This is a genomic window from Lysinibacillus sp. fls2-241-R2A-57, assembly GCF_030209535.1.
Taxonomy (GTDB): domain Bacteria; phylum Bacillota; class Bacilli; order Bacillales_A; family Planococcaceae; genus Lysinibacillus.
Map to the genome: position 1 here is coordinate 21,242 of NZ_JARVRU010000039.1, position 24,476 is coordinate 45,717.

A 24,476-nucleotide genomic window follows, 5' to 3' on the forward strand; every position below is an offset into this window, starting at 1 on the left:
AAAAAGTAAAGAAAACCTTTAACTTTTTTACACAAAGTTAACATTTCATTATCGTATTCTCAGTTATTATTACTTATTTCATATCTTGTCAAAGTTGAACATGATAGAATAGCGATTGGAGGAGATATGTTATGAAACACTCACAATTATTTATCGATAGCCTAATTCATCCAAAAAAACTCGCTGCCTATCGATTATTACCTGTCGGAAAAGTTATTCAATATACCTTTCTTCTAATTACTGTTGTTACAGTTTTCTCTTTTGGTCGCTTTACGGCTGGTTTGTCTATTGATACATTCGATATGAATAGTTTAGACGGTATAACTGAATACATAGAAGACATTAAATGGTTATTGTATCCAGCAACATTCATCATGCTTTTTGTTTTTACAACGATGCTTATTTTTGTACAAATTGCTCTCTATGCATTGGCAGGTCTATTTATTTTAAAAGTCATGAAGCGTCGTGGTGAATACCGTCATATTTGGCGTACTACAACATTTGCTATGACTTGGGCAGTCCTTTTAAGTATGTTATCAGATTATTTACCAATTAACAGTACAATAATCTCTGTTTTTTCTTTACTTTTAACGGTAACTCTATTAATTGTTGCCTTCATAAAATATCCAAAACAACCAATTGCAAAATAATGTGCATGAATCCCCTCTCTTCTAAATATAGTGTAGAAAAGGAGGGGATTTTTTGCGTGCATTAGTGTTTACAGCTCTCATCATTATTTTTGCTTTTGTCGTGAAAGTAGATTTAACAGAAGGGTCATTACATCTCACTGCGTTTTATCCGAAAGATACAGAAAATGCTCTTTGTGAAAAACAGCGAGAGCCAAATTATATCACTGTACAAACTATTCCTGGTGATACCATTCATAGCTTGTTTGCACTACATCCTGCAAAAGTACCTATGACCTTTCCCGAACGCTTACAATTATTTTATGAATTAAATCCACACTTACAATTACAGGAACTTGTCTCAGGTGAAAATATTAAGCTTCCTCTGTCATTTGAATTTGAAAACAAATGCGGAAAATGAAAAGTTAGCGTTTCTTCCTTGTCCTTATTTTCTTACACTGCTAAAATAAATGTCAGTGACGGTCGAAAGTATGGCCCGAAAAGGAGAGAAAGTTAATGAGTGAAATTTGTCACCGTACAAATACACGTCCTGTGCGTGTCGGTAACTTAACAATTGGTGGTAGTAATGAATTATTCATTCAAAGTATGTGTACAACAAAAACACATGATGTCGAAGCAACAGTAGCAGAAATTCTTCGTCTTGAGGAAGCGGGCTGTCAAATTGTTCGTGTCGCAGTACCAGATGAACGTGCAGCAGATGCGATTGCGGAAATTAAAAAACGTATCAATATTCCACTAGTAGCTGATATCCACTTTGACTATAAATTAGCATTAAAAGCAATTGAAAATGGTATCGATAAAGTTCGTATTAACCCTGGTAATATCGGGCGTAAGGAAAAAGTAGAAGCAGTAGTTAATGCTGCTAAGGCTAAAGGTATTCCAATCCGTATCGGGGTAAACGCTGGTTCATTAGAGCGTCATATTTTAGAAAAATATGGTTACCCTACTGCAGACGGTATGGTAGAATCTGCCCTTCACCATATTAAAATTTTAGAAGACTTGGACTTCCACGATATTATCGTATCCATGAAGGCATCAGACGTAAATCTAGCGATTGAAGCGTACGAGAAAGCGTCTAAAGCCTTTAATTACCCTCTACACTTAGGGATTACTGAATCAGGTACATTATTTGCTGGTACTGTAAAATCAGCAGCTGGCCTTGGTGCAATCCTTTCTAAAGGTATTGGTAATACGTTACGTATTTCTCTATCTGCTGACCCAGTAGAAGAAGTTAAAGTAGCACGTGAGCTATTAAAATCATTCGGTCTTGCTTCTAATATGGCAACACTTATTTCATGCCCAACATGTGGTCGTATCGAAATTGATTTAATTTCAATCGCCAATGAAGTAGAAGAATATATTTCTAAACTTAGTGTACCGTTAAAAGTAGCTGTTCTTGGTTGTGCGGTAAATGGCCCTGGTGAGGCACGTGAAGCAGATATTGGTATTGCTGGTGCACGTGGTGAAGGTTTACTATTTATGAAAGGCAAAACAGTTCGTAAAGTGCCTGAAGAAACAATGGTTGAAGAGCTGAAAAAAGAAATCGATAAATTAGCAGCTGAAATGGCAGAAAAACGCGCGGCTGAAGAAGCAGAAAAAGCGAACGCCTAAGGAGGTGCTAGCATGAAAAAGCCCCGTTTTGGGATTGATATTGATGGGACCGTGACATGTCCTAGTACACTCATTCCACATATCAATAAACAATACAATGTAAATATTACGCTTGACGATGTGTGCGAATATGATTTTTTATCAGCATTCCCCCACCCTGTTGATCGTATTGCATTTAATACATGGTTTAAAAAAAATGAGCCATATATGTACGAGGTATCTGAAGCGGCTAAAGATGCAAAAGATATTTTAAATGCATGGAAAGATAACTACGAGCTTTATTACATCTCTGCTCGTGGCGAGAATGTATCAGATGTAACGCTAAATTGGTTTAAAGCGCAGTCTATTCCTTACGATCATATCGAGCTCATCGGTAGTCACGATAAGGTTTCTGTAGCTAAAAAGCATGGTGTTGAGGCATTTTTTGAGGATAAGCATGATAATGCAGTCATACTTGCGGAGGAATTAAAAATACCTGTTGTATTATTTGACACTCCGTATAACCGTCTTGCTGTTCCTGATAATGTTGTACGAGTTTATAACTGGCAAGAGGCAAATCAATTTATCACAAACTATTTTAAGTAACTATAAAGAGTCGTGTTCATGCGCTGAACACGACTCTTTTTTTATCTCTTTATACTTCAAGTATCCCCCGCAACCAACGCTCAACAAAATTTTCAAAGGTAATGCCATAGTTTTCATAAACACTATGGTAAACAAAATAAGTCCCTAATCGCTCAAGTAATTCATCATTAATCTTCATCCAAACCGCTCCTTTTCCTTTATTAATTTGCTGAATTTTCAGATACTTAAAATTTCAATTTCTTGAACATTCAGTGGCGTGCGCATCGTTGCAAAACCGTCACAATCTGCCTCCTTCATGCCCTTTCTTCGTATTTTTCTTTTCGTTAATATAGTAGTAACAACTTGCAAAACTGGAGGGACTACATGTGAGATGGATGACAAAAGTAGCAAGTATAGCATGCCTCTGTGCGTTGCTAGCTGGCTGTGGAGATCGGCTATCTGAAATTAAAGATGCAGCATCAGGCATAACTTCAGCAGCAAACTCCGCGGCTAGTGCAGTTAGTCGCGATGTACATGCTGTACGAGCAATTGACATTAACTATAAAGATACAACTTTTACGGTTAATGACCTATTTAAAACTATTTTACGTGACATACGTTGGGATTATGACGCAGAAAAAAATGAGCTTCATGTGAGAGGTACATGGCAGGCACCACTATTTTCTGAACAAAAGTGGAATGATACAATGAAAAAACAACTCGCAGAAACAGGTGTAGTAAGGGTTACATTCACTTTAACAGACAATAAAATTGATAGTGCTTCTACAAATGTAACACTTGTTTTTAATGATGAAACAATTTTAGAAATGACTGGTGAAGATGCACTTTATCACCTATATGATACATATTTACAAAAATAAACTCCGTAGCTTTGAAACAAGGCTATTTTCCACAAATTAGGCTGATCACCATAACGTGTGGTTGATTTCCGTTCCGACTGGGCGCTTTGTTGCTGTCGCTTCGCTTTTGCGCAGAAAAAACATTTGCCGCTTCACTCGCGTTGCTCGCTCCAGGGTCTCGGGCCAACACGATGTTGGTCACGAAGGCGTTATCACAGGATGTGATGCTTTTAGCCTTCGTTCCTCTATCGATGAGCCCAAGGAGTCGTCCAGCCTCCACTCCAATCAACTAATATATAACGCATATATTTAAAACATGTCCTCTACAACTTTTGGTGATGAGCCAAAAAAAGGCAGATGTAATCTACAAAACGTGTAGATTAAATCTGCCTTTTTTGATATTTCGTGAATCGAAAAATTAACTAATGTACCCCGTTTATCAGTTAGAACAGTTCCCTAAGACGGTTAATGGAATATCTTCTGTATAGCAATCGTTCACAACGTTTACGAATTGGCTGTATCTGTTTGGAAAAATGACTACTTCGGCTGGACTCCTGTTTTTGTAAAGGAGTGCTCGAAATGAATAAAGTCCTTTAGAAGATACGATTGAATGGTTTGTTTTTGTTTAATTGTTAGTGTCATTGTCTCGTTGCAGCTCCTTCTAGACTGTTATTCTGTGATGCTAGGTGAGGATATGTATTTTTTCTAAATAATACTTCACGATAGCTAAATATTCTCTGGTGTAGTACTTAATACGAAATTCAGATGGTGTTGCAGCTGGTAAGCCGGTAACATTAAGTCCTAAATCTTCAGCAATGGATTCGGCTCGATATAGATGGAATCGGTTTGTTACAACTACAACTGTGGAATCTTTGTCTATGTAATCCATTGAATACTGAAAGTTTTCAAGAGTGCGAGTAGAATTGGATTCGGTGATGATTCGTTGTTCATCAATACCTAATTGTATTAATGATTCTTTAATTACAGAAGCTTCAGACACAATTTCGTCCTGCCCCTGGCCACCTGAAGCGATTGCAATTGTATTTGGATTTTCTTTTAAGTAGGCAGCTGCGGTCTTGATGCGCTCGAACAGCAGACTAGACGGTTGATCCCCCGATAAACGAGTACCTAAAATAATGAGGTAATCTGCATTTTCTTTCGCAGTATCTTTGCCTTGAGACACGATAAGTAAGTGTAGGCAAAGAAAAAAAACAAGTACTGCCGCGAGCAATATAGTGATAAGCTTGAATACCTTCTTCATAATAACCTCCTATTTACACTGTAACGATTGACATTATATAAATTATTGGTAGCAAATTTCAATATATGAGATTGCTTTTTTAAGCTATTTTCTAAAAGATCGTCGCTATAACGACTGCTAATAAGCTCAGAATAGAAAATTGTATGGTTGATGCCCAAAATATAAATATAACATCTTCACCTAAAATAATCTCGCTCGGTGGCAATTCTTTAGTAAATAAGTCCATCCCCCCGAAGAAATCTTACAATTTAGAAATATAGGGCTCTTCTATTTGAAACTGACCAAACCATCACGTTATAATCGAAGTATCACGTGATGGTTGGAGGTGTTTGTATTGGGACAGAGAAATTAAAAATTGGCGAGCTTGCAGAAAAAACGAGTATTACAAAAAGAACAATCGATTACTATACAAACATAGGTCTATTAGAAGCAGAACGTTCTGCATCAAATTATCGCTACTACTCCCCTGCAATGATTGAACGACTTCATTATATTGAGCAACGCAAACAGGAGGGTCTTTCACTCATAGACATACAACACGAACTTAACATCACTCCGTTCGAAGAAATCGATGTACAACTATTACGTATAAAAATGCAAGACCTAGAGCATGATGTAACTTTTTTACTTGAACAAATGAACAAACAAGACTATAAAGATATTGAAAAGATTAAAAAAAATGTTTCACCCGAAAGTATTGCACTTATGCAATCTTTACTTTTACTTATTCATAATTAGGAGGTGACGTTCTGTTCATACAGAACGACTATTTGGAGACCATACTTAACTTATCGATTTTCACTATTTTATTAGCTTTAACTGGCTTTTTCGTGGCAACAGAGTTTGCCATTGTAAAAGTGCGTTCCTCAAGGCTTGACCAATTGATTGCAGAGGGCAATAAAAGAGCTATTTCTGCTAAACATGTTGTCAACCATTTAGACGAGTACTTATCTGCCTGTCAGCTTGGTATAACTGTGACAGCACTTGGTATCGGGATGGTCGGCGAAAAAACATTTGAATTTATGCTACACCCTCTTTTCGACTTAATCGGCATTCCAGATAAATATATGATGATTTTTACAATTGGTGGCGCTTTTGCCATTGCAACATTTTTACACGTTGTAGTCGGTGAGTTAGCACCTAAGACTGCTGCCATTCAAAAGGCTGAAACGATTACACTCCGTTTTGCCAAACCTATTATGTTGTTCTATAAGGTAATGTATCCATTTATCTGGTTCTTGAACGGCTCAGCTCGCGTATTAGTTGGCATATTTGGTATGAAGCCTGCTTCTGAGCATGAGTTATCACATACAGAGGAAGAATTACGCTTACTGCTATCTGAAAGCTTTAAAAGTGGTGAAATCAATAAAACAGAGCTAAAGTTTGTCAATAATGTCTTCGAATTTGATGAACGTATTGCTCGTGAAATTATGGTCCCTCGAACAGAGATTGTTGGAATTGAAATAAATGAAACTTTTACAAATATCATTCATTTTATCGCGGATGAAAAATATACTCGTTATCCTGTTTATGATGGAGATCGTGATAATATTTTAGGTTTCATCAATGCCAAGGAATTGTTTACACACGGTTTGCTTGAGCAACTAACAGACGATTCATTAGTCCTTGAAGATTTCATTAATCCTGTGATTCGAGTAATTGAAACAATTCCAATTCAAGAATTACTTGTGCGTATGCAAAAAGAGCGAATTCATATGGCCATTTTAATGGATGAATACGGCGGGACATCAGGGCTTGTTACAGTCGAGGATATTTTAGAAGAAATTGTTGGTGAAATTCGCGATGAATTTGATGATGATGAAATTGCAGAAATTCGAAAAGTAAGCGACAATCACTATATTTTAAATGCAAAAATGCTCATTGAGGATGTCGAAAATCTATTAAACGTAACACTTGATGCAGAAGAAGTTGAAACATTAGGCGGTTGGTTTTTAACATTGAATAACGGCATTAAAGCAACTAGAAATATCGAGTTAGCACCATATATATTTAGCATCTTTGAGCAACATGGCCATCAGATTCATTACATCGAGGTTCGGCCTCTTCGCGAAATTATGCCCATTGTAACAGAAGCATAATACATCTGGTACGATTTTCACAATTTCGCCTTTACAACTATCATGCAAATAGAGCTGTTCTAACTGTTCCAGATACTTTCGTCTCATTCCATTATTAGGAATATACGTATATAATAAATGAATGAATATGATTCTATTTTCAGGGGGCATCACATATGAAATTGTTTAAGCTATATCATTCGGACGGTATTCACATCATTACTGACGTCAAAAAACACAAAACTAACATTGAATTAAAAACGATTACAGGCGAGGTATTATATATTATCGTTGTAACAGATGAAAACTATACAGTGTACGATGATCGCTTTGCTGGCGCTTCAAAGCAACTAAATTCTGTGGAGGCATTTGATATTGACGGAAGCTTCCGTAGCTTAGATTTTGATAATATGCGTTCACTATTCAAAGAAGCATTTACGATGTTATTACAAGAAATTGCAGGATGCGTTAATGATAATGACGAGCTCGTAGATATTGATACACTACGTCATAAAGTAAGTGCTCAAATTAAAGGTATCCATTTCCGCGTTATTTCTGACACAAAAAAGTACGAGATTTAAATATTTTACAGACTGTCCAATGAATAAATTGCTGGGCAGTCTGTTTTTTTACGTTGCAAAACGAATCAAAATACTCGCGATTCATCGAAAAAACCTCTGAATATCCGCGGTTTAACTACAATTACTAGTGAACAGAAAACACCTCTGCCCACTTTCATGTATAATGGTACTTAACTATCTGAAAGGAAGGGTGTTTGGATGAATCGTGAACAATTAATCACACTTATTTCAGAAAAACTGAAATTAATCCGTACCGAAAAAGATTTAACACAGGATCAGATGAGTGAGTTACTAGGACTTTCTAAAAAAACACTTGTTCAAATTGAAAAAGGTCGTACTCAGACAGGCTGGACTACAGCTGTCGCGGTTTGCGCATTATGCCGAGAAAGCTCAATTTTACAGCATGAGCTTGGTGGTGACCCACTTGAGGTTGTTGACTTAATCGCTAATAACGGGACATTACAACCTAAAGAAAAAACGATGGGTGGATACATATGGTGGAAAAACCTTAGCGAGTACAATGGTTATCGCCTACAACAAAACGCCATTAGTCAGCATTTTCGAATTTTAGATACCCACAACTATCGACTACTATCAACATTTGACGAGTCAATAGCGAAGCGAGAATGGGAAAATATTACAGGCTAAATCCATTATGCTCGGCATAATTACGTCCGGATTTGCTGAAAGAAGTTAAATTTTATACTCGCGCTTAAAAACGGAATGGCTCTACATTAAGCGCGAGTAGTACCACAATCCCGTACCTTCCGATGATGTAAATAAGTTAAGACCAAAATATGGACTATTCCACTACGAGAGGACACAGTGTGGTCTGAGCCTCATAGTCGCTCATTGCGCTTTCATACCAACCTTCCTTTTCATCAAGAACAGATTTTAATATGGTTCCCTAAAAAATTTGTTACAGCTTCTATTAGCATCACGCCAATTACTATAAATCTTCCCCTTCGCTATCCAACACTATAGACGAATGAATAAGGAAATGAAATCACCTCGTCATATGATAAAGTATTACTAGACACCAATGGTATGGAGCCATAACTTTACAGTCAATGTTTTGATGTAAAGTTAGATTAGTCGAATTTTGTAGAACTATTCTTTATATTTAATATTTAATAGAAACTGCACTAATACTGGAAAGGATGCGCTTTATGGATCGATTACTAGCAATTAGTGATATACATGGGGAATTAGAACTTTTTGAAGAATTATTATTAAAAGCTAATTACGATACTATGCAAGATCAGCTATTTTTACTTGGCGATTATATTGATCGTGGCCCTGCATCTTGTGGCGTTTTAAACTTAGTAGGAGAATTACAAGCAAAAGGTGCACGTGTGCTACTAGGAAATCACGAGGCTATCATGCTAAAAGCCTGTCGCTCTGGCCATCCTAAGCCATGGAATCATTGGGTAGGACTTTGCGGCGGTGATGCAACACTTGCAAGCTATGGCTATCAGTTAGACGATTTTAAGGATGCCATTGAAAACAATACATTACCTAACTTTATTCAGACCTTACCAAAGCTCGAAGAACATTTACAGCTTATCGAAACCTTCGATATTTACATCGAATTAGAGGATGTCATTTTTGTACATGGTGGAGTCGTACCTGGAGTAGCTATGGCAGAGACAGATCCTATGCAATTTTTATGGATTCGTGAAGAATTTCATGCAGGTTATCAAGGAGAGAAAACAGTAATTTTTGGTCATACCCCTACCTACAAACTTCACCAAAATCTAACAGATTACAGTGTCTATTTTGGTGAAAATAATATCATTGGTATTGATGGTGGGGCTGTCTTTGGGGGTCAGTTACACGCAATAGAATGGCCAAGTCGTCAAATAATCTCTGTGGAAAAGGAAAAGCCAACAAGTGTAGAATAACCTGTTGGCTTTTCGTGATAAATCAATTTCGCCTTAGCGTAATTGCGTCCGAATGAAGATGAAAGCTTTAATATAATTTAAAAAGAACACCTACTAAAGAGTAAATAATAACCGTTGAAAATAAAATTGTCATATGGATAAGCGAGAAAACAAACATTTTTGTTGCCCACTTTGTTTGATCTTTATTACTATGATAGCCGTAAATACTCATAACAAGCCATGCAATGCTTAACAATATTGCAACAAGCATAATGCCAACACTTAAAGTACCAAATAAGAAGCTTGATAATATTAATAAAATTAAATAAAAGTTCGTTTGATAATAAGTACGACGCATCCCTTTTACAACTGGTAGCATTGGTACTTTGGCCGCTTCATAGTCAGCATGCTTACGAATAGCAATGGCATAAAAGTGAGGCATCTGCCAAATGACCAAAACCAAAAATAGACCAAGTATCGCAGGATGTGTAATATCATTAGAAACAGCAGCCCAACCAATTAAAGCTGGCATCGCTCCACCGATACTCCCTATTTCCGTGTTATAAATTGTACGTCGTTTTGTCCACATTGTATAGGGTACTACATATAAAAACACCCCTAAAAGGCCAAATGCTGCAGCTAGTGGTGAAGCAAATCCTAGCAAAGTTACCCCGATAATAAGCATGGCAAAAGCTAAAATCAACGTGGATTTCGCTGACATTTCACCTGTTACAGTTGGTCGACTTTGCGTACGAGGCATAAGAGCGTCAATGTCTCGGTCATACACATTATTAAAAGCTCCAGCAGCTCCAATAACAAGTGCAGAACCAGTCGTAGCAAAAATAATTTCTGGTATATTCTCTACAAAAGTCATTTTATTTTTGTACATACCTAGCGTTAAACCAGCCCACATAGGAATTAAATTTGATTTAATGATTCCTGTTTTAACTGTCTGCGCTAAAATAGTAGAGCGTGAGGACTTCCCTGATGATGTCTCGGAAGATTGTGGTTTATGCTCCGTTTTTAGATTTTGTTCCATTCATCTTAATTCCTTTTCTCTCATAATTTCTACACGCTTTACTCGATAGAAAGCGACAAAATTTGCATTAAACATATCAAATTATAATTTTACCTCTTTTAGATAGATTCTGTCCCTATGTTCACATAAAGTACATGATTTTCTTTATCTCTTTATTTTCGGATAAATAAAATCAATTACGGTTTGTGGTATTTGCTGCTGTCACTTCACTTTCGTTTGGACATCCACTGAATCAATCGTATTCATCCCACCAATTGGTCTTCTAATGAATGAAAATAAAGATACACGTTCATTCACAACATCTTCTATAATACCACCGACTGATGTGAATTTGAACCTAATTAGCTTGATTCTTTGCATATTGCTATTCAAGTAAAACAATCTACTCTATACTAATGTGTATGTTTTAACAATATGAAGGAGTGTCTACCACGTGAAATACGGATTTATCGGCCTTGGGAATATGACTACAGCTATTATTAAAGGAATGTGCAAAAGCGGAGATTTTGATTCCACCTTTATTTACGGCTTCAATCGTACCAAAGCAAAAACAACAAAATTAGCAACCTCTTATGGTATTCAAGCTGCAAGCTCTATTGAAGATATTATGTCTAATTGTGACGTCATTATCCTTGGTGTCAAACCCCAAATGTTGCCTGACGTTTTACCAGAGGTGAAAAAGCATTTACAAGACAACCATGTCATCGTTTCCATTGCTGCAGGTAAAAATATTAACTACTTACAAGGTTATTTATCTGAGGTTACCCCAATTATTCGTGTAATGCCAAATATCAATGCGCTAATCGGTGCCTCCACAAGCTGCTATACAACAAGTGAGCAAGTATCAGAAACACAGCTTCAGTTTGTCATTTCACTATTTGAAACAGTTGGCACAATTATCGAGATACCTGAACACTTATTTTCTATATTTACAACGATTGGTGGTGCTTCACCAGCGTTTACCTATATGTATATTGACGCTTTAGCACGTGCAGCTGTACGTGAAGGGATGCCAAAAAACATGGCTCTTGATATTGCAGCAAATGCAGTACTCGGCAGCGCAAAAATGATTTTACAATCACAGGAACATCCATGGGCACTAGTAGATCAAGTATGTTCACCAGGCGGAACAACTATTCAAGGTGTATCCTCATTACAAAGCAATCATTTTGAAACAACCATTCACGATGCAGTAGCTGCTGTGACTGACAAAGATCGCAACTTATCGAAATAAATTTTGATTGATATTCAATGTTTTCTGCAGCGAAAGTGAAGCGGAGCGCAACGTCAGCGACAAAGCGCGGATGAGAGATTTATCGGAATAAATTTGTGTTTTATCGGAACAATTTCGCGATTTATCGGAACAATTTCAAATTTTATCGGAATGTTTCATCGATTTATCGGAATCTTTTATCATGCAACACTATCTGCCCGCACTAAGGCAAAATTTAACAATTTAACATCAAAAAAAGCGCGAGAAATCAATTTTAGAAACGTTGATTTCTCGCGCTTTTTAAAGTTTTGACCAGTTTTGTCCCAGCCACTTCATTTTTATTGAATAGTATCTTGTAATTCCTGTGCTAAAAATGCAGTTAGATCACGCAAATTTTCTGGTGTAACACCGTGACCATCTGGATACTGTTTGAATGTCACAGTAGCTCCAAATTGCTCAAAGATTTCTTTACTTTCAATGCCCCATTGCGACGGTATGACATAATCATAATCACCATGAGAAATAAATGCATGTAAATGATTAACTGGGCGAATTGCATATTCCTCTGTCACGAATTTTGGCATGTAGCCACTTAACGCCACTATTCCCGTAATTAAATTCCCCATTACAAAAGCAAGTGATTGTGCCAAAACAGCCCCTTGACTGAATCCAAGCACGTACACTTTATGCGGATCAATTTGATATTCGTCAATTGCCTCTAGCACAAAGCGTTGTAATGCAATTAAAACTTTATCAAAAATTTCACGGTCTGGTTTTCCGGCCTCCTGGATCGTAAAAAAAGCATAGCCAGGCTTTTGAGTAATAGGTCCACGTAAGCTAAAAACATGGCATTGTTCTTTAAAATCCTGTACTAATTGCGGTAAATCATCTTCATCACTACCCATTCCATGCAATAAAAAAATCGCTGGATATTTTTTATTTGGGTCCATATTCGTTGGTTGTGTATGTTTAAATGTAAATGGTGTATTCATTGATTAAATTCCTTTCAGGTGACCTTAGTATCACCTTATTATACTGCATAAGGTATCTAGACAAAAACAGGATTGCCTCATTGTCATTTTTAGCTATTATTATATATGCTTATCACTATAATTTCCGTTCCGACTGGGCGTCCAAGTATCCAACCTCAAAATCCAGCAAAAGCAAGGAAGTTAGTCGGGAGATTAACTGCCCATAAAAGCTCGATTGGTGAAGACTACTAATCAGTGGGATATCCAATTGATTACAGTTTCACTTTATTAATAATCCCATCAGTGTGATAGGCAATATAGCCGTTAATAATACGAATAGTTTCTTGTGGATCTGCATCAAATAGCACTTTTGATTGTTCTGGTGTTGAGACAAGTACCGTTAATAAATCTATGCGCATTGAGTGTCCAGCAGAGCTATATGCATAATCGTAGACAATAGCTTCCTCTGTCATACCTTCTGTTTCATACTGCTTATGGAACAACTCTTTAGCGGCATCCATTTGTTCAGCGACCTGCTGACGAATACGCATTTGATGCATCAATAGCTCTTCCTCAAATACAGTAGCCCTTAACCACTCTTTCTTTTCGAGCATTTTCAAAAATACGTTTTCCCAAACTTGCTCATTTTCAGTAAAATACAGCATATTCATCATTAACATATCAAAAAAATCAATTTGAGATTGTGCCGATTTACGCTGTATCGCGATTGTCTCTTTAAAGTGCTCCTCAATCTTTGTAATATTTAAATTGCGCACTAAATGATTACATACATTTTCAATAAATTTATTTGCCACTTCTTGTGCCATCAAAAAAACCCGTCCTTTATATTACAAATCATTTCCCCACTATCATACCATGATTGTAGAATATAAAGAAACGGGCAACGTTTAGGCTTTCAATGTAGGCTGTTGAAATATTTTTCATCGTTTGCATAGCTTCAGAAACAAAAAGGAACATCTTCGTCATATACTGAAACGAAGATGTTTTCAATTGTCATATTATCCTTCAATTGTAGTAATTGAATCTAAAATACACTTTGCATTCTCGTGTAGCGTTTGATAGTTTTCCTGTAAAATATTTGGAGGTATCGGTTTACTAAATAAAAAACCTTGTACAGTATCACATTCTCCTGCTACTAGATATGATAGCTGTTCTAACTCTTCTATTCCTTCTGCAACTACCTTTAACTGTAAATGCTTTGCCATAGAAAGAATCGTGTCTACTAAAGCCTTATCTGTAAAGTTTGATTGTATTTTTTGAACGAAAGACCGATCAATTTTTAAGCAATCAATAGGGAAATCCTTTAAATACGACAATGATGAATAGCCCGTCCCAAAATCATCTACCGCGATTGTAACCCCAAGTGCCTTCAATTGATGCAAAATCGCCGTCATATGATCGATATTAATCGTCATACTTTCTGTTATCTCTAACTGTAAATATTGTGGCTCTAATTGTGTTTTTTCAAGAACATCATGAATCATTTCAACTAAATTTTGCTGAAAAAGTTGACCTAATGACAAATTGACTGCCACTTTAATAGGTGGCAATCCAGCTCCCTCCCACCGCTTCACTTGTTTACAAGCTGTTTCTAGTACCCATTGTCCAATAGGGATAATTAAACCCGATTCCTCAGCAATTGGAATAAAGACCCCTGGCGAAATCCAACCTTTTTTAGGATGCCGCCATCTGATTAAAGCTTCTACTGATTTAATTTGGCCCGTCTGTAAATCTAGTTGTGGTTGATATTCTAAAAAAAGCTCTTGATTAGCTAATGCATTGTGTAAATCATTTTCTAATAAAAGTCGTTCAGTCATTCCGCTAGACATTGAGGACTCATAAAACCGTATACGTGTTGGCATTTTATGTGCTTCATGCATAGCATAAAGTGCAAATCTAACAAGTTCCTCTTCCCTATAAGAATCTGTTGGAAATAACGCAATGCCAATATTTAATTGACTATTTAGAGAAAAATGTTGTATTTGAAATGATTCTTCCATAACCAATTGAAGCTGTTGACTTAGCTGAGTTAGTTGATGGGTATTATTCACCTCATCAATAAAAACAACAAAATAATCTTCTCTCAGTATGCATAGAGGATACTTCTCTGGTAAAACATTTTTCAGCCTTTGCGCTATTAGACTGATCATTTGGTCCGCATATGTACTGCCTAAAGATGCTTTAATAGCAGGAATTCTTTCTATCCCGATAGCAATAATTGCCTTTTGAGATTTAGATATGTATAAATTTCTATTTAATAATTCCATCAAAAAACGTTCATTTGGTAAATTCGTAACTTCATTATGATAAGCCATATAACGCATCTTTTCGCGAGACTTTTCCAAATGCCCTTGTGTATCAATTAATTGTTGAAAAGGTTTTTCAATAGATGAAAAATAAATAGCTCTAAATAAAAGATAAAATGCACTTAACTCAAAAATATGTCCAATGAAATTTTTAATATCATAAACATCTTGATAAATTGTAAATAGATAATCGCTCATTATTAAATAAATTGAACTACCTAATAATAAAAATACAATTTTTGGTACTTTCTTAAAGTTTTTCAGCAATAGAACCACAATCACCAAATTTAACGCAACAGCTGTATATTGCAAAGTATTTTTTAAAACAGTAGGACCTTCACCTTCTATCACAAGAGGTGGCAATATTGGCGTTGGTGCATAGATGATAACAACAAAACAAGTGATTATTACAAACGGTAAACTATAAATAAACCAACGATAAGTTGATTTGATTTTCTTCTCCTTAACAAAATAAATAGTTAGAAATCCAATCGATAATAGTAATCGCCCGAGCATATAAAACCATGTTGCAGCATATGGTGTACTTTCAGTAATGAAAAAAGGCATTCCTTTATAGGAGAGCGCATGCGCAATTTCTATTAAGCTAAATGTTAAAAACAATGCCCCAGCATAAAGAACTCTATTCGATAAAATATATGGTGAAATTAACCACGTCTGAATCGAAATAGCCATCGTCACCACAATGATGAGAATTTCCATCATTAAATGAATCGTGACATAATTATTCTCACCAAATATTCCATAAAATTTATCTCCACCTAGTCCAATGACGATTAAGAAAATCATTGATAATAGGATGAATTGAATGCCCTGCCTCACAAATGAAAAGTCCTCATTAAATTTCCACATCTAAACACCCTCCTTTGATTTCAAAACATTTCTTTCTATTCACTATTTCACAAAGGACTTTTGGTATAATTATACTATAAGATTACCATGAAAAATCGACTTTTCAATCAAAACTATAACAGAATAAAATAGTAATAAATTATTATAAAATAATATTTACACCATACGTAGGGTCGATTTTCGTTCCGGTTGGGGGCTTTCCTGAGGGCGTCGGGGCGACGGATGTTTTCTGTGCGAAAGCGTAGCGGAGCGACAGCGGCAGATGTTTTCTGTGCGAAAGCTTAGTGTAGCACAGCGACAGCGACAGATGTTTTCTGTGCGAAAGCGTAGTACTAACGTAGCGGCAGCGATAGGATGTTGGTCACGAAGGCGTTATCACAGGACGTGATGCCTTTAGCCTCCATTCCCCTACCCGCTTCGCTTGCGCTCCAGGGTCTCATCTGTGACGCGCTATCCCCAAGGAGCCGCCCAGCCGGAACGAAGATCAACTTCAATATACCATCCCCTACTTTTGCTGATGAGCCATATATACGCCAAGACAATTTTAATTTAACATGTTATTCAAAAACTCTAACAAGCCATATTTCACCGCAAAAAAAAGACGCCCCAACTTGAGACATCTTTTTAATGTTATGAAAATACATAGCTATCCATATTATCTATTGTATTTTGAATAGCATCCTTTAACGATCGCTGATGCTCGCCGCAAACAGCCAGCGCCTCCTCTAATGCAATCGCTGCATTGGCCATAAACGGTGCCATCTGTAAATCCTTCGCTAATTGGATAAGAACAAGTGCTTTATTCCATTTCCAACGCGCATTTTTTGGATCTAAATTAATAGCTTGCTCTAAATAACCAAGGGCATCGAATGGCATCCAACCGAAGCGATGCATTGTTTGTCCTGTAATCCCCCAATATAAAGCTTTATTAGGGTTTTCTTGTACGGCTTGTCTAAAACAATGGACGCTCTCATTGTAGTGATGTGCAAATAAAAACAGTTCACCCTGTGTAAAAAATGATTGTGCCTTTTCATTTGGAGTACCTGTTTTTGCTACATCCTCTAGCTCTTTAATACGCATAGAAAACTGTGCTTCATCTTTTATTGCACGAATTTTGACGACGGCATCTGATTCAGGATAACTTTCATCTGTTCGTTCTATATGCTGAGTTTCTACAAACAACGTAGGCTTTGGATAGCTAGTAAAATCATACTCTTCCAATAATTTAATATATTTATCAGCTAACGCTTTCTCGTTTTCCTCTGTAACTTGCTTAGCTACCTCATAACATTTCATTAGCTCACCATTATAAAAATAATCATCCATTGTCATGCAATATTCCCCCAATATACAACTCTTCAGTATATTTAGTATACACAAAAAAAGACTGCTCAAAAATAACTTTTGATACAGTCGCTGCTTTTCTTATTTTTTTAATACTTCTTTATTTAAAAATGCACGTAAATCTTCTTCTGGTAATGCACCTACAAAACGAGTAACCTCTTTACCATCTTCAAAATGAATGAATGTTGGTGTCGCTTCAAAATGGTATTTATCAAATAAATCCCCGTATTCATAAGTATTTAACTGGGCAATTTCAACGCCTAGCTCCTTAGCAATCGGCATTAATACTGGTGTGAAGACTTGACAGTGTCCACATACTGGGCTGAAGAAATAAGCATTTACATCTTCACCAGCTTTTATTTTTTTGTCAAGCTCGTCAGGTAGCATAATGTTTTGGTAATTTTTATCATCCAATTGATCTATTGTTTCTTGTTTTAGTACTTTGTCGCCATAAGGATTTTTTGCACTTGTTACCTTATTATTGTTCGATACATTTGTTAGCACAATAATTGCTATAAATAACACAACAATAACTGAGCCAATAATTAGTAGTTTTTTCACTAGATTGTGTTCCTCCTTTTTCACACTAAAAAATCCTAATTTTAGTGTATTCGCGATTGATTATAAAGTTTTTTTAAACCCTAGTAAACTAATTCGTCTTTGAAAAATAAGTTTTTCTACAATTCAAACATAATTTCGCCCCAATTTTGGGAACATACATATATAATTCACAAAACGAATGTGGGGTCGTTAATATGAAACACACTATCCAACATATTTTTCAAATTTATAAAGGTGATATCCATAATATCTTAACAAACTGGGTAGTGGCTGTCATTATTGGTGGACTAATCTTTTTACCTTCTCTTTATGCGTGGCTCAATATTTATGCCTCTATGGATCCCTATGCCCACACAGCTAATATGAAAATTGCTGTTGTCAATGAAGACACAGGAACGAGTGTTAGAGGAGAGGATATACATGTCGGTAACGAGGTAATAGATAATTTAAGTACAAATAAAAACTTTTCTTGGGAATTTACATCTCGTGAAAAAGCCATTGATGATTTAAAAAACGGTGATTATTTTGCGGTTATTGTTATCCCTAGTGATTTTTCTCAAAAATTAACCTCTATACTGTCAAATCAGCCTATTAAAGCGCATATCGATTATTATGTAAATGAAAAAATAAATCCAATCTCACCCAAAATTACAATTAAAGGTGCCAGTGGCCTAACTCAACAAGTATCTAGTGAATTTATCTCAACTGTCAATGGAACACTTTTCTCTATTTTTAATACGATCGGTGTTGAGATGGAACGGGAAATTCCAGACTTTAGAACGTTTGAAAATTATATTTTTACAATAGAGCAACATCTTCCCGGTATTGAAACATTTTTAGCACAAACCTCTAAAGGCGGGAAGGAAGCGGAGACATTACTGAACCATACGATGACCCAAGTTCCTGAGGCTGAAAAATTAACAAATGATGGTCTAACAACTATCGATCAAGGTTTAAAATTGATTAATGAAGCTGACACACTGTTCACCCAGCTATCCCCTATCATTAAAAAGGATTTAGGAGCTGTTCAAAATATTGCTCAACGATTTACAGACCTAATAGGGAAGCTACAAAATACTAATGTGGATTCAGCTACTATTGCACAAATAAAGGATACGATTAAAAACCAGCTGGATACATCTCGTGAAAAAGTAAATTCTAGTATCCAAACACTTGAAGCACTCCAAAAATTAACACAAGCTGATGCTTCGTCTCGTAAACAGCTTGATAACAATGTGCAAAACATCCTGACGGCGCTACAGCAAAGCAATTCTGAAGATGTAAAGACTTTACTAACTAATAATAAAATTATTGAACAACTTGAAGCTATACGTGGAAATTTACAGGCAAATCCTAGTATAACCGATTATTCTTTAAGCTCTCTAACAGCATTAAATCAGCTAAATACATTACTAACTGACGTCTCAACTAAAGTACAGCAGTTAAATAATATTGATGTCGAAACGATAAAAAAAGATCTGGCTGATGTTCAAAGTGTTGCGCAAAATGTTTCTAACAATCTGCAGCAATTCCTTACTCATTATAACGATAACCTAGAGCCACAAATTCACACGACCTTGGCTTCTGCGAAAAATACGTTAACAAATGCATCATCTATGTTAACGAATGTAAAAAGTCTTCTACCTCAAGCAATAGATCGTTTAACAAATGCTAAAAATATGTTAGTAACAGCTAATAAAACAATTGGTACAGTACAATCGAATTTCCCTGCTTTAAGTACAAAAATTAAGGCTCTTGCTGACAAGCTGCGAACATTAGAAAGTGAAGCTGATATTTCTGAAATCGTACAATTATTGAAAAATGACGTCAATGCTGAGCGGGATTTCTTTGAGGAGCCTATTAAGCTCGAGGAACATAGGATGTTTCCGATTGCTAATTACGGAACAGCCATGACACCATTTTATACTGTGCTTTCCGTCTGGGTCGGTTGTTTATTATTAATTTCACTTTTATCTGTAAATATTCACGATAATAATCAATACAGTATTCGTGAAATATACTTTGGACGTTTATTAACATTTGCAACTTTTTCATTTATCCAAACGCTCATTATTACAATTGGAGATATCGTTCTTTTAGATGGATCCATTAGTGCTCCTTATTTCTTTATACCATTTGGGCTATTTATTAGCTTAGTGTTTGTTACGGTTGTCTATACACTAGTTTCTGTATTCGGAAATGTTGGGAAAGCGTTAGCCATTGTCATGCTAGTACTGCAAATTGCAGGTTCTGGTGGCACATATCCTGTAGAACTATTACCAAAGTTCTTCCAAATAATAAATCCATTTTTACCTTTTACTTATGCAATCGAAATGATGCGAGAGGCTGTTGGTGGTATTATTTGGTCTAAAGTATGGATGGATCTTGCCTTTTTATCTTGCTTCTGGCTCATTTTTATTCTATTTGGTTTCTTCTTGAAAAAATTACTGAGTGAGAAAATGGAACTTTTAATGAACAAAACACGTGGATTAGATATTTTTCATTGATTTCCACCTGTGCTTCTTGCAAATGTTTAAGCGAACGATGGTATAATGGCAGTATTGTAAACATGTAGGAGGCGCTCTTATTGAAAAAACTTTTATCTATTTTTGTTTTATCGTTATTAGTGTTAAGTGCTTGCGGTGAAGATAAAAAGGTTGTTGAAAAAAATCAAAATGAAACGCCAATAGAAGCTTCACACGAAGAACATGCACATGCTTCTGGAGATATTCAAGAGGAAACTGCATCTGCTAATGTGCTACCATCCTTTTTAGATAATCAAACTGAAAACATTCGCTTAGTGTATCAAATTGCTGGACAATCTACCGAAATTCTAGAATGGATGCCATGCTATTGTGGATGTGGAGAATCAGTTGGACATAAAAGCAATCTAAACTGCTTTATTCAGGAAAAGCGTAAGGATGGAACAATTGTCTGGGATGATCACGGTACTCGTTGTAACGTTTGCTTAGAAATCGCTGTACAGTCTGCAAAAATGCATAAAGATGGCATGAGTCTCAAAGAAATTCGTCAAAAAATTGATGACACATATAAAGAAGGCTACGCAAAACCAACTCCGACAGACATGCCTGCTTAAGAACAAATAGTTAAAGAGCTACATCCTCGGGGATGTAGCTCTTTAGTCTAGAAGAAAACTATGCTTTTGGTTAACCACAATATAGTTTCTTTTATCAATAAAGAGGCTGGGACAAAACCTCATTTTTCTGCAGCGAAAGTGGGGCGGAGCGCAACGACAGCGACAAAAATCATTAATGAGCTGCAGTTTTGAGATTTGTCGAGAACTTTTGATTGTTTATCGACCAACTTTATCGATTTATCAACCAACTTTTGAAAAATATCGACATCTACCTTCATGCAACACTCTCTGACCGCACTAATAAATTGCATCGCTAAGACATAAGCATATTTTTTACGCAAAAATAGATTTATCGCGCTTTTTAAGGTTTTGACCAGTTTTGTCCCATCCATTTTTTATTATTTAACAAGCTGTAGCACCGTTTTAAAATGTGGATGATCTGCACGTTGTAGTAGCTCATATAAAATCATTTCTGTGCTTGTTGCTAAAATTCCAAGTGCCTTCATCTTCTCTAGCCCTATCTCCTTATTGGCCTTTGTACGAGAAGACACAGCATCTACAACAACTTCGACCTCAAGCCCTTGCTCTTTTAAATGTCGCGCTGTTTGGTAGACACAAATATGCGTTTCGATACCTGTCACGATAAATTGAGTACGACCACTCGCCTTCAATGCAGCAACAAATTCTTGCTCCTGGCAAGCACTAAATGCCATTTTAGCAATAGCTTGCCCTTGAAGATGCTGAGCAATATTTAACGGAGTACCACCTAAACGACTAGGATTTTGTTCAAGCCATAAAATGGGTACTTCCAATACCTTCATAGCTTGTACCAGCTTTGCCACATTTTCAACCACCGCTTCACTTTCATCAACAATTGTCGCTAACTTTCCTTGCACATCGACGACAACTAAACACGCTTCCTCTATTGTAAACATTCAAAACACCCCTTCAATCAATATTCACAATTCATTATACCGAAAGTTCCTGGTTTATGGGGAAAGGTCCATTATGCTCGGCATAATTGCGTCCGAATCGGCTTTGTGCTTAGGCCTGCATGATGCGGTCAGTTAGCCGTTATCGCATGGATGTGATGATTTTGGGCTAACATCCTTTATTAACGCCTTTCAGATTCCGTTACATCCGCTAGAGGCTTTAACTTCTTTCAGCGGATGTTTGGACACCCGTTGAAAAGGGACTTAAAACCGCATTTGCTGAAAGAAGTTAAAAAAATTCCGTCCATCAAATAGTAACGGCAAATACAATCAATATTACATCTTAGCCTCCATCAAACCAGTGGATATACCGATAATATGGACAACATAAGAATATCTAAACACTATCTAAACAAGTGATATTTTAAAACCTTTATTTTTCTTTTCGTTTTGAAACATTTATTTTAAATTTCTTATGAACAAAAAATAGAACTAAATAAATTAAAAGAATATTTATTGCTAGTATTCCAATATTGAAATTGGTTTGAGTAAAATTTTTTGAAGTGAATAACGAGAAGAAATTATTTATATCATTTTTACCGTAAAAAGTAACCCATTGAAAAGGTGCTCCAAAAGTTGTAGATTTATTCGAAATAAAAATAGTTGAAAGTAATGCTATAAATATACTAATCCAAATTATTTTTTTGTTATCTGGCATCATTTTCCCCTCCAAATTTTATTTGTAATAAAACAACAACACCTCTAAAATTTCAGATAATTATATATCTTTAAATACTGAGCAATGTTAATATCAATATCACGACGAAAAAATTCCATTGCTACAACGATTGCAGCCGACGCCATTCCACACAAACAAACACGAACATTTTATATTTCCGCTGATTAACTAATATGTAAATTACGAAATATAAGCTCATATATGCCTATCTATATTTCCATTTGTTCGTATTTAAACCTAAAAAGCTTTTTGAATTTATCTCAATTGTGTACATTTTGTTGCTTACCTGTCATTATTCTGCTCGAATAGTGAGAATTTTATTTTTTCTCTTGAAAATTGAGTTATAATCCAGTAAAGTGCTTTTATCCCGCTTTAACGGTCTATTTTGATAGTCTATGAAACTGACCATATAAGCCCGATAGGTTCAACAACCAATTAATAGGGAATAATAACTTCCTATGATTGAGATTTCACCTTATTAAACATAACAAGGAGTGTATCGCTTTGACACAACGTGCATACAATTTTAACGCAGGCCCATCTGCACTACCAGTAGAAGTATTAGAAAAAGCCCAACAACAATTAGTAAACTTCCGTGAATCAGGTATGTCAATTATGGAAATGAGCCATCGCAGTGCCATTTTCGATGAAGTACATAATGAAGCAATTGCTTTATTGAAAAAGCTTTATGCTATCCCAGAAAACTATGAAGTCCTTTTCCTACAAGGTGGAGCTAGTCTTCAATTTACTATGATCCCAATGAACTTCCTACAGGCCGATCAAAAGGCAAGCTACGTATTATCAGGCTCTTGGTCTGAAAAAGCATTCAAAGAGGCAAAATTTTTTGGTACGCCTGTTGAAGCTGCTAGCACAAAGGAAAATCAATACCGCAATATCCCAGCTTTAGCTGACATTCAATTTAATGAAGATGATGCCTATGTGCATATCACTTCGAACAATACAATTTATGGTACACAATGGAAAGAATTCCCTGAAACAGGTAATGTATCGTTAGTTGCAGATATGTCTAGTGATATTCTTTCTAAGCCAGTTGATGTAAGTAAATTCGGTCTAATTTATGCAGGGGCTCAAAAAAACCTTGGTCCATCTGGTGTAACAGTAGTCATTATTCGCAAAGATTTGCTAGAAAAAGCGAATAAAAATATTCCAACAATGCTAAAATACACAACACATGCTGACAGTAACTCTTTATACAATACACCACCAACTTTTGGTATCTATATGCTAGGTGAAGTATTGAAATGGGTAGAGTCTAAAGGCGGCGTTGCTGAAATTGCGAAGCATAATGAATTAAAGGCAAAAGTAATTTATGATGCCATTGACAATAGCAATGGATTCTATAAAGGTCATGCAACACCTGAAAGCCGTTCTTTAATGAACATCACTTTCCGTGTTGCTGACGAAGAGCTTGAAAAACAATTCCTTGCTGAAGCAAAAGCAGCAGGATTTGTTGGACTAAATGGACACCGTTCTGTAGGTGGCTGTCGTGCCTCTACTTATAATGCTGTACCATTAGAGGCTTGTGAAGCATTACGTGACTTTATGGTAGCTTTCCAACAAAAACATCAATAATAAAAAATGACGAATGAATACTTTAACGTAATCATTCGTCTTTTTTTATCTTTACTACTAGCAATACATCGAGAAGACACTTGAATATGGCTCATCCTCAAAAGTTGTGGATGCCATTGTTAAAACATATGCGCCCGTGTATTAGTTGATCTTCGTTCCGGCTTGGCGACTCCTTGGAAATTAGCGTCACAGATGAGGCCTTGGAGCGAGCAACGCGAGTGAAGCGGCTCATCTGACATCCCGAGAAGCTTTGCTCTGTGCGAAAGCGAAGCGACAGCAACAAATGTTTTATCTGTGCGAAAGCG

26 protein-coding genes are annotated in these 24,476 nt (G+C 36.2%); 14 read left to right on the plus strand and 12 right to left on the minus strand.

Annotated features, from left to right (window positions below; all coding sequences use genetic code 11):
* Window positions 1–131: 131 nt before the first annotated feature.
* The 4 genes from QRN68_RS08180 to QRN68_RS08195 all read left to right on the plus strand — a co-directional run bounded on the left by QRN68_RS08180 (window position 132) and on the right by QRN68_RS08195 (window position 2,843).
* Entirely contained in the window at window positions 132–650 is a 519-nt protein-coding gene (locus tag QRN68_RS08180) for a DUF1189 family protein (protein ID WP_285396312.1), read from the plus strand.
* Window positions 651–702: 52 nt separating this feature from the next.
* Window positions 703–1,047, plus strand: a complete 345-nt coding sequence (locus QRN68_RS08185) for a hypothetical protein (RefSeq protein WP_285396313.1) — start codon at window positions 703–705, stop codon at window positions 1,045–1,047.
* A 95-nt stretch (window positions 1,048–1,142) separates the two neighbouring features.
* Window positions 1,143–2,258, plus strand: coding sequence for a flavodoxin-dependent (E)-4-hydroxy-3-methylbut-2-enyl-diphosphate synthase (gene ispG / locus QRN68_RS08190; RefSeq protein ID WP_285396314.1), 1,116 nt, complete (start codon window positions 1,143–1,145; stop codon window positions 2,256–2,258).
* Between the two features lie 12 nt (window positions 2,259–2,270).
* Window positions 2,271–2,843, plus strand: a complete 573-nt coding sequence (locus QRN68_RS08195; RefSeq protein ID WP_285396315.1) for a 5' nucleotidase, NT5C type — start codon at window positions 2,271–2,273, stop codon at window positions 2,841–2,843.
* A gap of 49 nt (window positions 2,844–2,892) precedes the next feature.
* Here QRN68_RS08195 and QRN68_RS08200 read toward each other — a convergent pair whose 3' ends face one another.
* Window positions 2,893–3,021 carry a hypothetical protein gene (locus tag QRN68_RS08200; RefSeq protein WP_285396316.1) on the minus strand — a complete coding sequence of 43 codons (129 nt, stop codon included), beginning with the start codon at window positions 3,019–3,021 and terminating at the stop codon, window positions 2,893–2,895.
* Between the two features lie 196 nt (window positions 3,022–3,217).
* On the opposite strand from QRN68_RS08200, the gene QRN68_RS08205 reads away from it, so the two are divergent.
* Window positions 3,218–3,703, plus strand: coding sequence for a hypothetical protein (locus QRN68_RS08205; protein WP_285396340.1), 486 nt, complete (start codon window positions 3,218–3,220; stop codon window positions 3,701–3,703).
* A 661-nt stretch (window positions 3,704–4,364) separates the two neighbouring features.
* On the opposite strand, the gene QRN68_RS08210 is transcribed toward QRN68_RS08205, so the two are convergent.
* Complete coding sequence (locus tag QRN68_RS08210) at window positions 4,365–4,943, minus strand: YdcF family protein (protein ID WP_285396317.1); 579 nt, start codon at window positions 4,941–4,943, stop codon at window positions 4,365–4,367.
* A 315-nt stretch (window positions 4,944–5,258) separates the two neighbouring features.
* Between QRN68_RS08210 and QRN68_RS08215 the strand changes: the two genes are divergently transcribed.
* The 5 genes from QRN68_RS08215 (at window position 5,259) to QRN68_RS08235 (ending at window position 9,506) form a co-directional block, all read left to right on the plus strand.
* The gene (locus QRN68_RS08215; protein WP_285396318.1) at window positions 5,259–5,681 is read left to right on the plus strand and encodes a MerR family transcriptional regulator; all 423 of its coding nucleotides are present in this window, start codon (window positions 5,259–5,261) and stop codon (window positions 5,679–5,681) included.
* A gap of 32 nt (window positions 5,682–5,713) precedes the next feature.
* Entirely contained in the window at window positions 5,714–7,042 is a 1,329-nt protein-coding gene (locus tag QRN68_RS08220; protein ID WP_285396319.1) for a hemolysin family protein, read from the plus strand.
* A gap of 155 nt (window positions 7,043–7,197) precedes the next feature.
* The gene (locus QRN68_RS08225) at window positions 7,198–7,602 is read left to right on the plus strand and encodes a hypothetical protein (RefSeq protein ID WP_285396320.1); all 405 of its coding nucleotides are present in this window, start codon (window positions 7,198–7,200) and stop codon (window positions 7,600–7,602) included.
* 198 nt (window positions 7,603–7,800) lie between these two features.
* Window positions 7,801–8,250 carry a helix-turn-helix transcriptional regulator gene (locus QRN68_RS08230; RefSeq protein ID WP_285396321.1) on the plus strand — a complete coding sequence of 150 codons (450 nt, stop codon included), beginning with the start codon at window positions 7,801–7,803 and terminating at the stop codon, window positions 8,248–8,250.
* A 521-nt stretch (window positions 8,251–8,771) separates the two neighbouring features.
* Window positions 8,772–9,506 carry a metallophosphoesterase gene (locus QRN68_RS08235; RefSeq protein WP_285396323.1) on the plus strand — a complete coding sequence of 245 codons (735 nt, stop codon included), beginning with the start codon at window positions 8,772–8,774 and terminating at the stop codon, window positions 9,504–9,506.
* Between the two features lie 67 nt (window positions 9,507–9,573).
* Here QRN68_RS08235 and cyoE read toward each other — a convergent pair whose 3' ends face one another.
* Together cyoE and QRN68_RS08245 are read right to left on the minus strand one after the other, a co-directional pair.
* Window positions 9,574–10,524 carry a heme o synthase gene (gene cyoE / locus QRN68_RS08240; RefSeq protein WP_285396324.1) on the minus strand — a complete coding sequence of 317 codons (951 nt, stop codon included), beginning with the start codon at window positions 10,522–10,524 and terminating at the stop codon, window positions 9,574–9,576.
* Window positions 10,525–10,725: 201 nt separating this feature from the next.
* Window positions 10,726–10,896, minus strand: a complete 171-nt coding sequence (locus QRN68_RS08245) for a hypothetical protein (protein WP_285396325.1) — start codon at window positions 10,894–10,896, stop codon at window positions 10,726–10,728.
* A gap of 61 nt (window positions 10,897–10,957) precedes the next feature.
* Between QRN68_RS08245 and proC the strand changes: the two genes are divergently transcribed.
* Complete coding sequence (gene proC / locus QRN68_RS08250; protein WP_285396326.1) at window positions 10,958–11,758, plus strand: pyrroline-5-carboxylate reductase; 801 nt, start codon at window positions 10,958–10,960, stop codon at window positions 11,756–11,758.
* 317 nt (window positions 11,759–12,075) lie between these two features.
* Here proC and QRN68_RS08255 read toward each other — a convergent pair whose 3' ends face one another.
* The 5 genes from QRN68_RS08255 to QRN68_RS08275 form a co-directional block, all read right to left on the minus strand.
* Window positions 12,076–12,729, minus strand: a complete 654-nt coding sequence (locus tag QRN68_RS08255; protein ID WP_285396327.1) for an alpha/beta hydrolase — start codon at window positions 12,727–12,729, stop codon at window positions 12,076–12,078.
* A gap of 251 nt (window positions 12,730–12,980) precedes the next feature.
* Window positions 12,981–13,535 carry a hypothetical protein gene (locus QRN68_RS08260; RefSeq protein WP_285396328.1) on the minus strand — a complete coding sequence of 185 codons (555 nt, stop codon included), beginning with the start codon at window positions 13,533–13,535 and terminating at the stop codon, window positions 12,981–12,983.
* A 192-nt stretch (window positions 13,536–13,727) separates the two neighbouring features.
* Window positions 13,728–15,905 (minus strand): bifunctional diguanylate cyclase/phosphodiesterase, encoded by a 2,178-nt coding sequence (locus tag QRN68_RS08265; RefSeq protein WP_285396329.1) that lies wholly within the window; start codon window positions 15,903–15,905, stop codon window positions 13,728–13,730.
* A gap of 630 nt (window positions 15,906–16,535) precedes the next feature.
* Window positions 16,536–17,237, minus strand: a complete 702-nt coding sequence (locus QRN68_RS08270) for a tetratricopeptide repeat protein (protein WP_285396330.1) — start codon at window positions 17,235–17,237, stop codon at window positions 16,536–16,538.
* A gap of 93 nt (window positions 17,238–17,330) precedes the next feature.
* Complete coding sequence (locus tag QRN68_RS08275; protein WP_285396331.1) at window positions 17,331–17,810, minus strand: thioredoxin family protein; 480 nt, start codon at window positions 17,808–17,810, stop codon at window positions 17,331–17,333.
* Window positions 17,811–18,004: 194 nt separating this feature from the next.
* Between QRN68_RS08275 and QRN68_RS08280 the strand changes: the two genes are divergently transcribed.
* On the plus strand, window positions 18,005–20,317 hold the full coding sequence (locus QRN68_RS08280) for a YhgE/Pip domain-containing protein (RefSeq protein WP_285396332.1): 2,313 nt from the start codon (window positions 18,005–18,007) through the stop codon (window positions 20,315–20,317).
* Between the two features lie 80 nt (window positions 20,318–20,397).
* Window positions 20,398–20,907, plus strand: coding sequence for a PCYCGC motif-containing (lipo)protein (locus tag QRN68_RS08285; protein ID WP_285396333.1), 510 nt, complete (start codon window positions 20,398–20,400; stop codon window positions 20,905–20,907).
* A 119-nt stretch (window positions 20,908–21,026) separates the two neighbouring features.
* Here QRN68_RS08285 and QRN68_RS08290 read toward each other — a convergent pair whose 3' ends face one another.
* The 3 genes from QRN68_RS08290 to QRN68_RS08300 all read right to left on the minus strand — a co-directional run bounded on the left by QRN68_RS08290 (window position 21,027) and on the right by QRN68_RS08300 (window position 22,557).
* A complete protein-coding gene (locus QRN68_RS08290; protein WP_285396334.1) occupies window positions 21,027–21,299 on the minus strand; it encodes a hypothetical protein in 273 nt (90 codons plus the stop codon).
* 6 nt (window positions 21,300–21,305) lie between these two features.
* Window positions 21,306–21,842 carry an isochorismatase family protein gene (locus QRN68_RS08295; protein ID WP_285396335.1) on the minus strand — a complete coding sequence of 179 codons (537 nt, stop codon included), beginning with the start codon at window positions 21,840–21,842 and terminating at the stop codon, window positions 21,306–21,308.
* A 430-nt stretch (window positions 21,843–22,272) separates the two neighbouring features.
* On the minus strand, window positions 22,273–22,557 hold the full coding sequence (locus tag QRN68_RS08300; protein ID WP_285396337.1) for a hypothetical protein: 285 nt from the start codon (window positions 22,555–22,557) through the stop codon (window positions 22,273–22,275).
* Window positions 22,558–23,082: 525 nt separating this feature from the next.
* On the opposite strand from QRN68_RS08300, the gene serC reads away from it, so the two are divergent.
* Window positions 23,083–24,171, plus strand: coding sequence for a 3-phosphoserine/phosphohydroxythreonine transaminase (gene serC / locus QRN68_RS08305; protein ID WP_285396338.1), 1,089 nt, complete (start codon window positions 23,083–23,085; stop codon window positions 24,169–24,171).
* The last annotated feature ends 305 nt before the right edge of the window (window positions 24,172–24,476 follow it).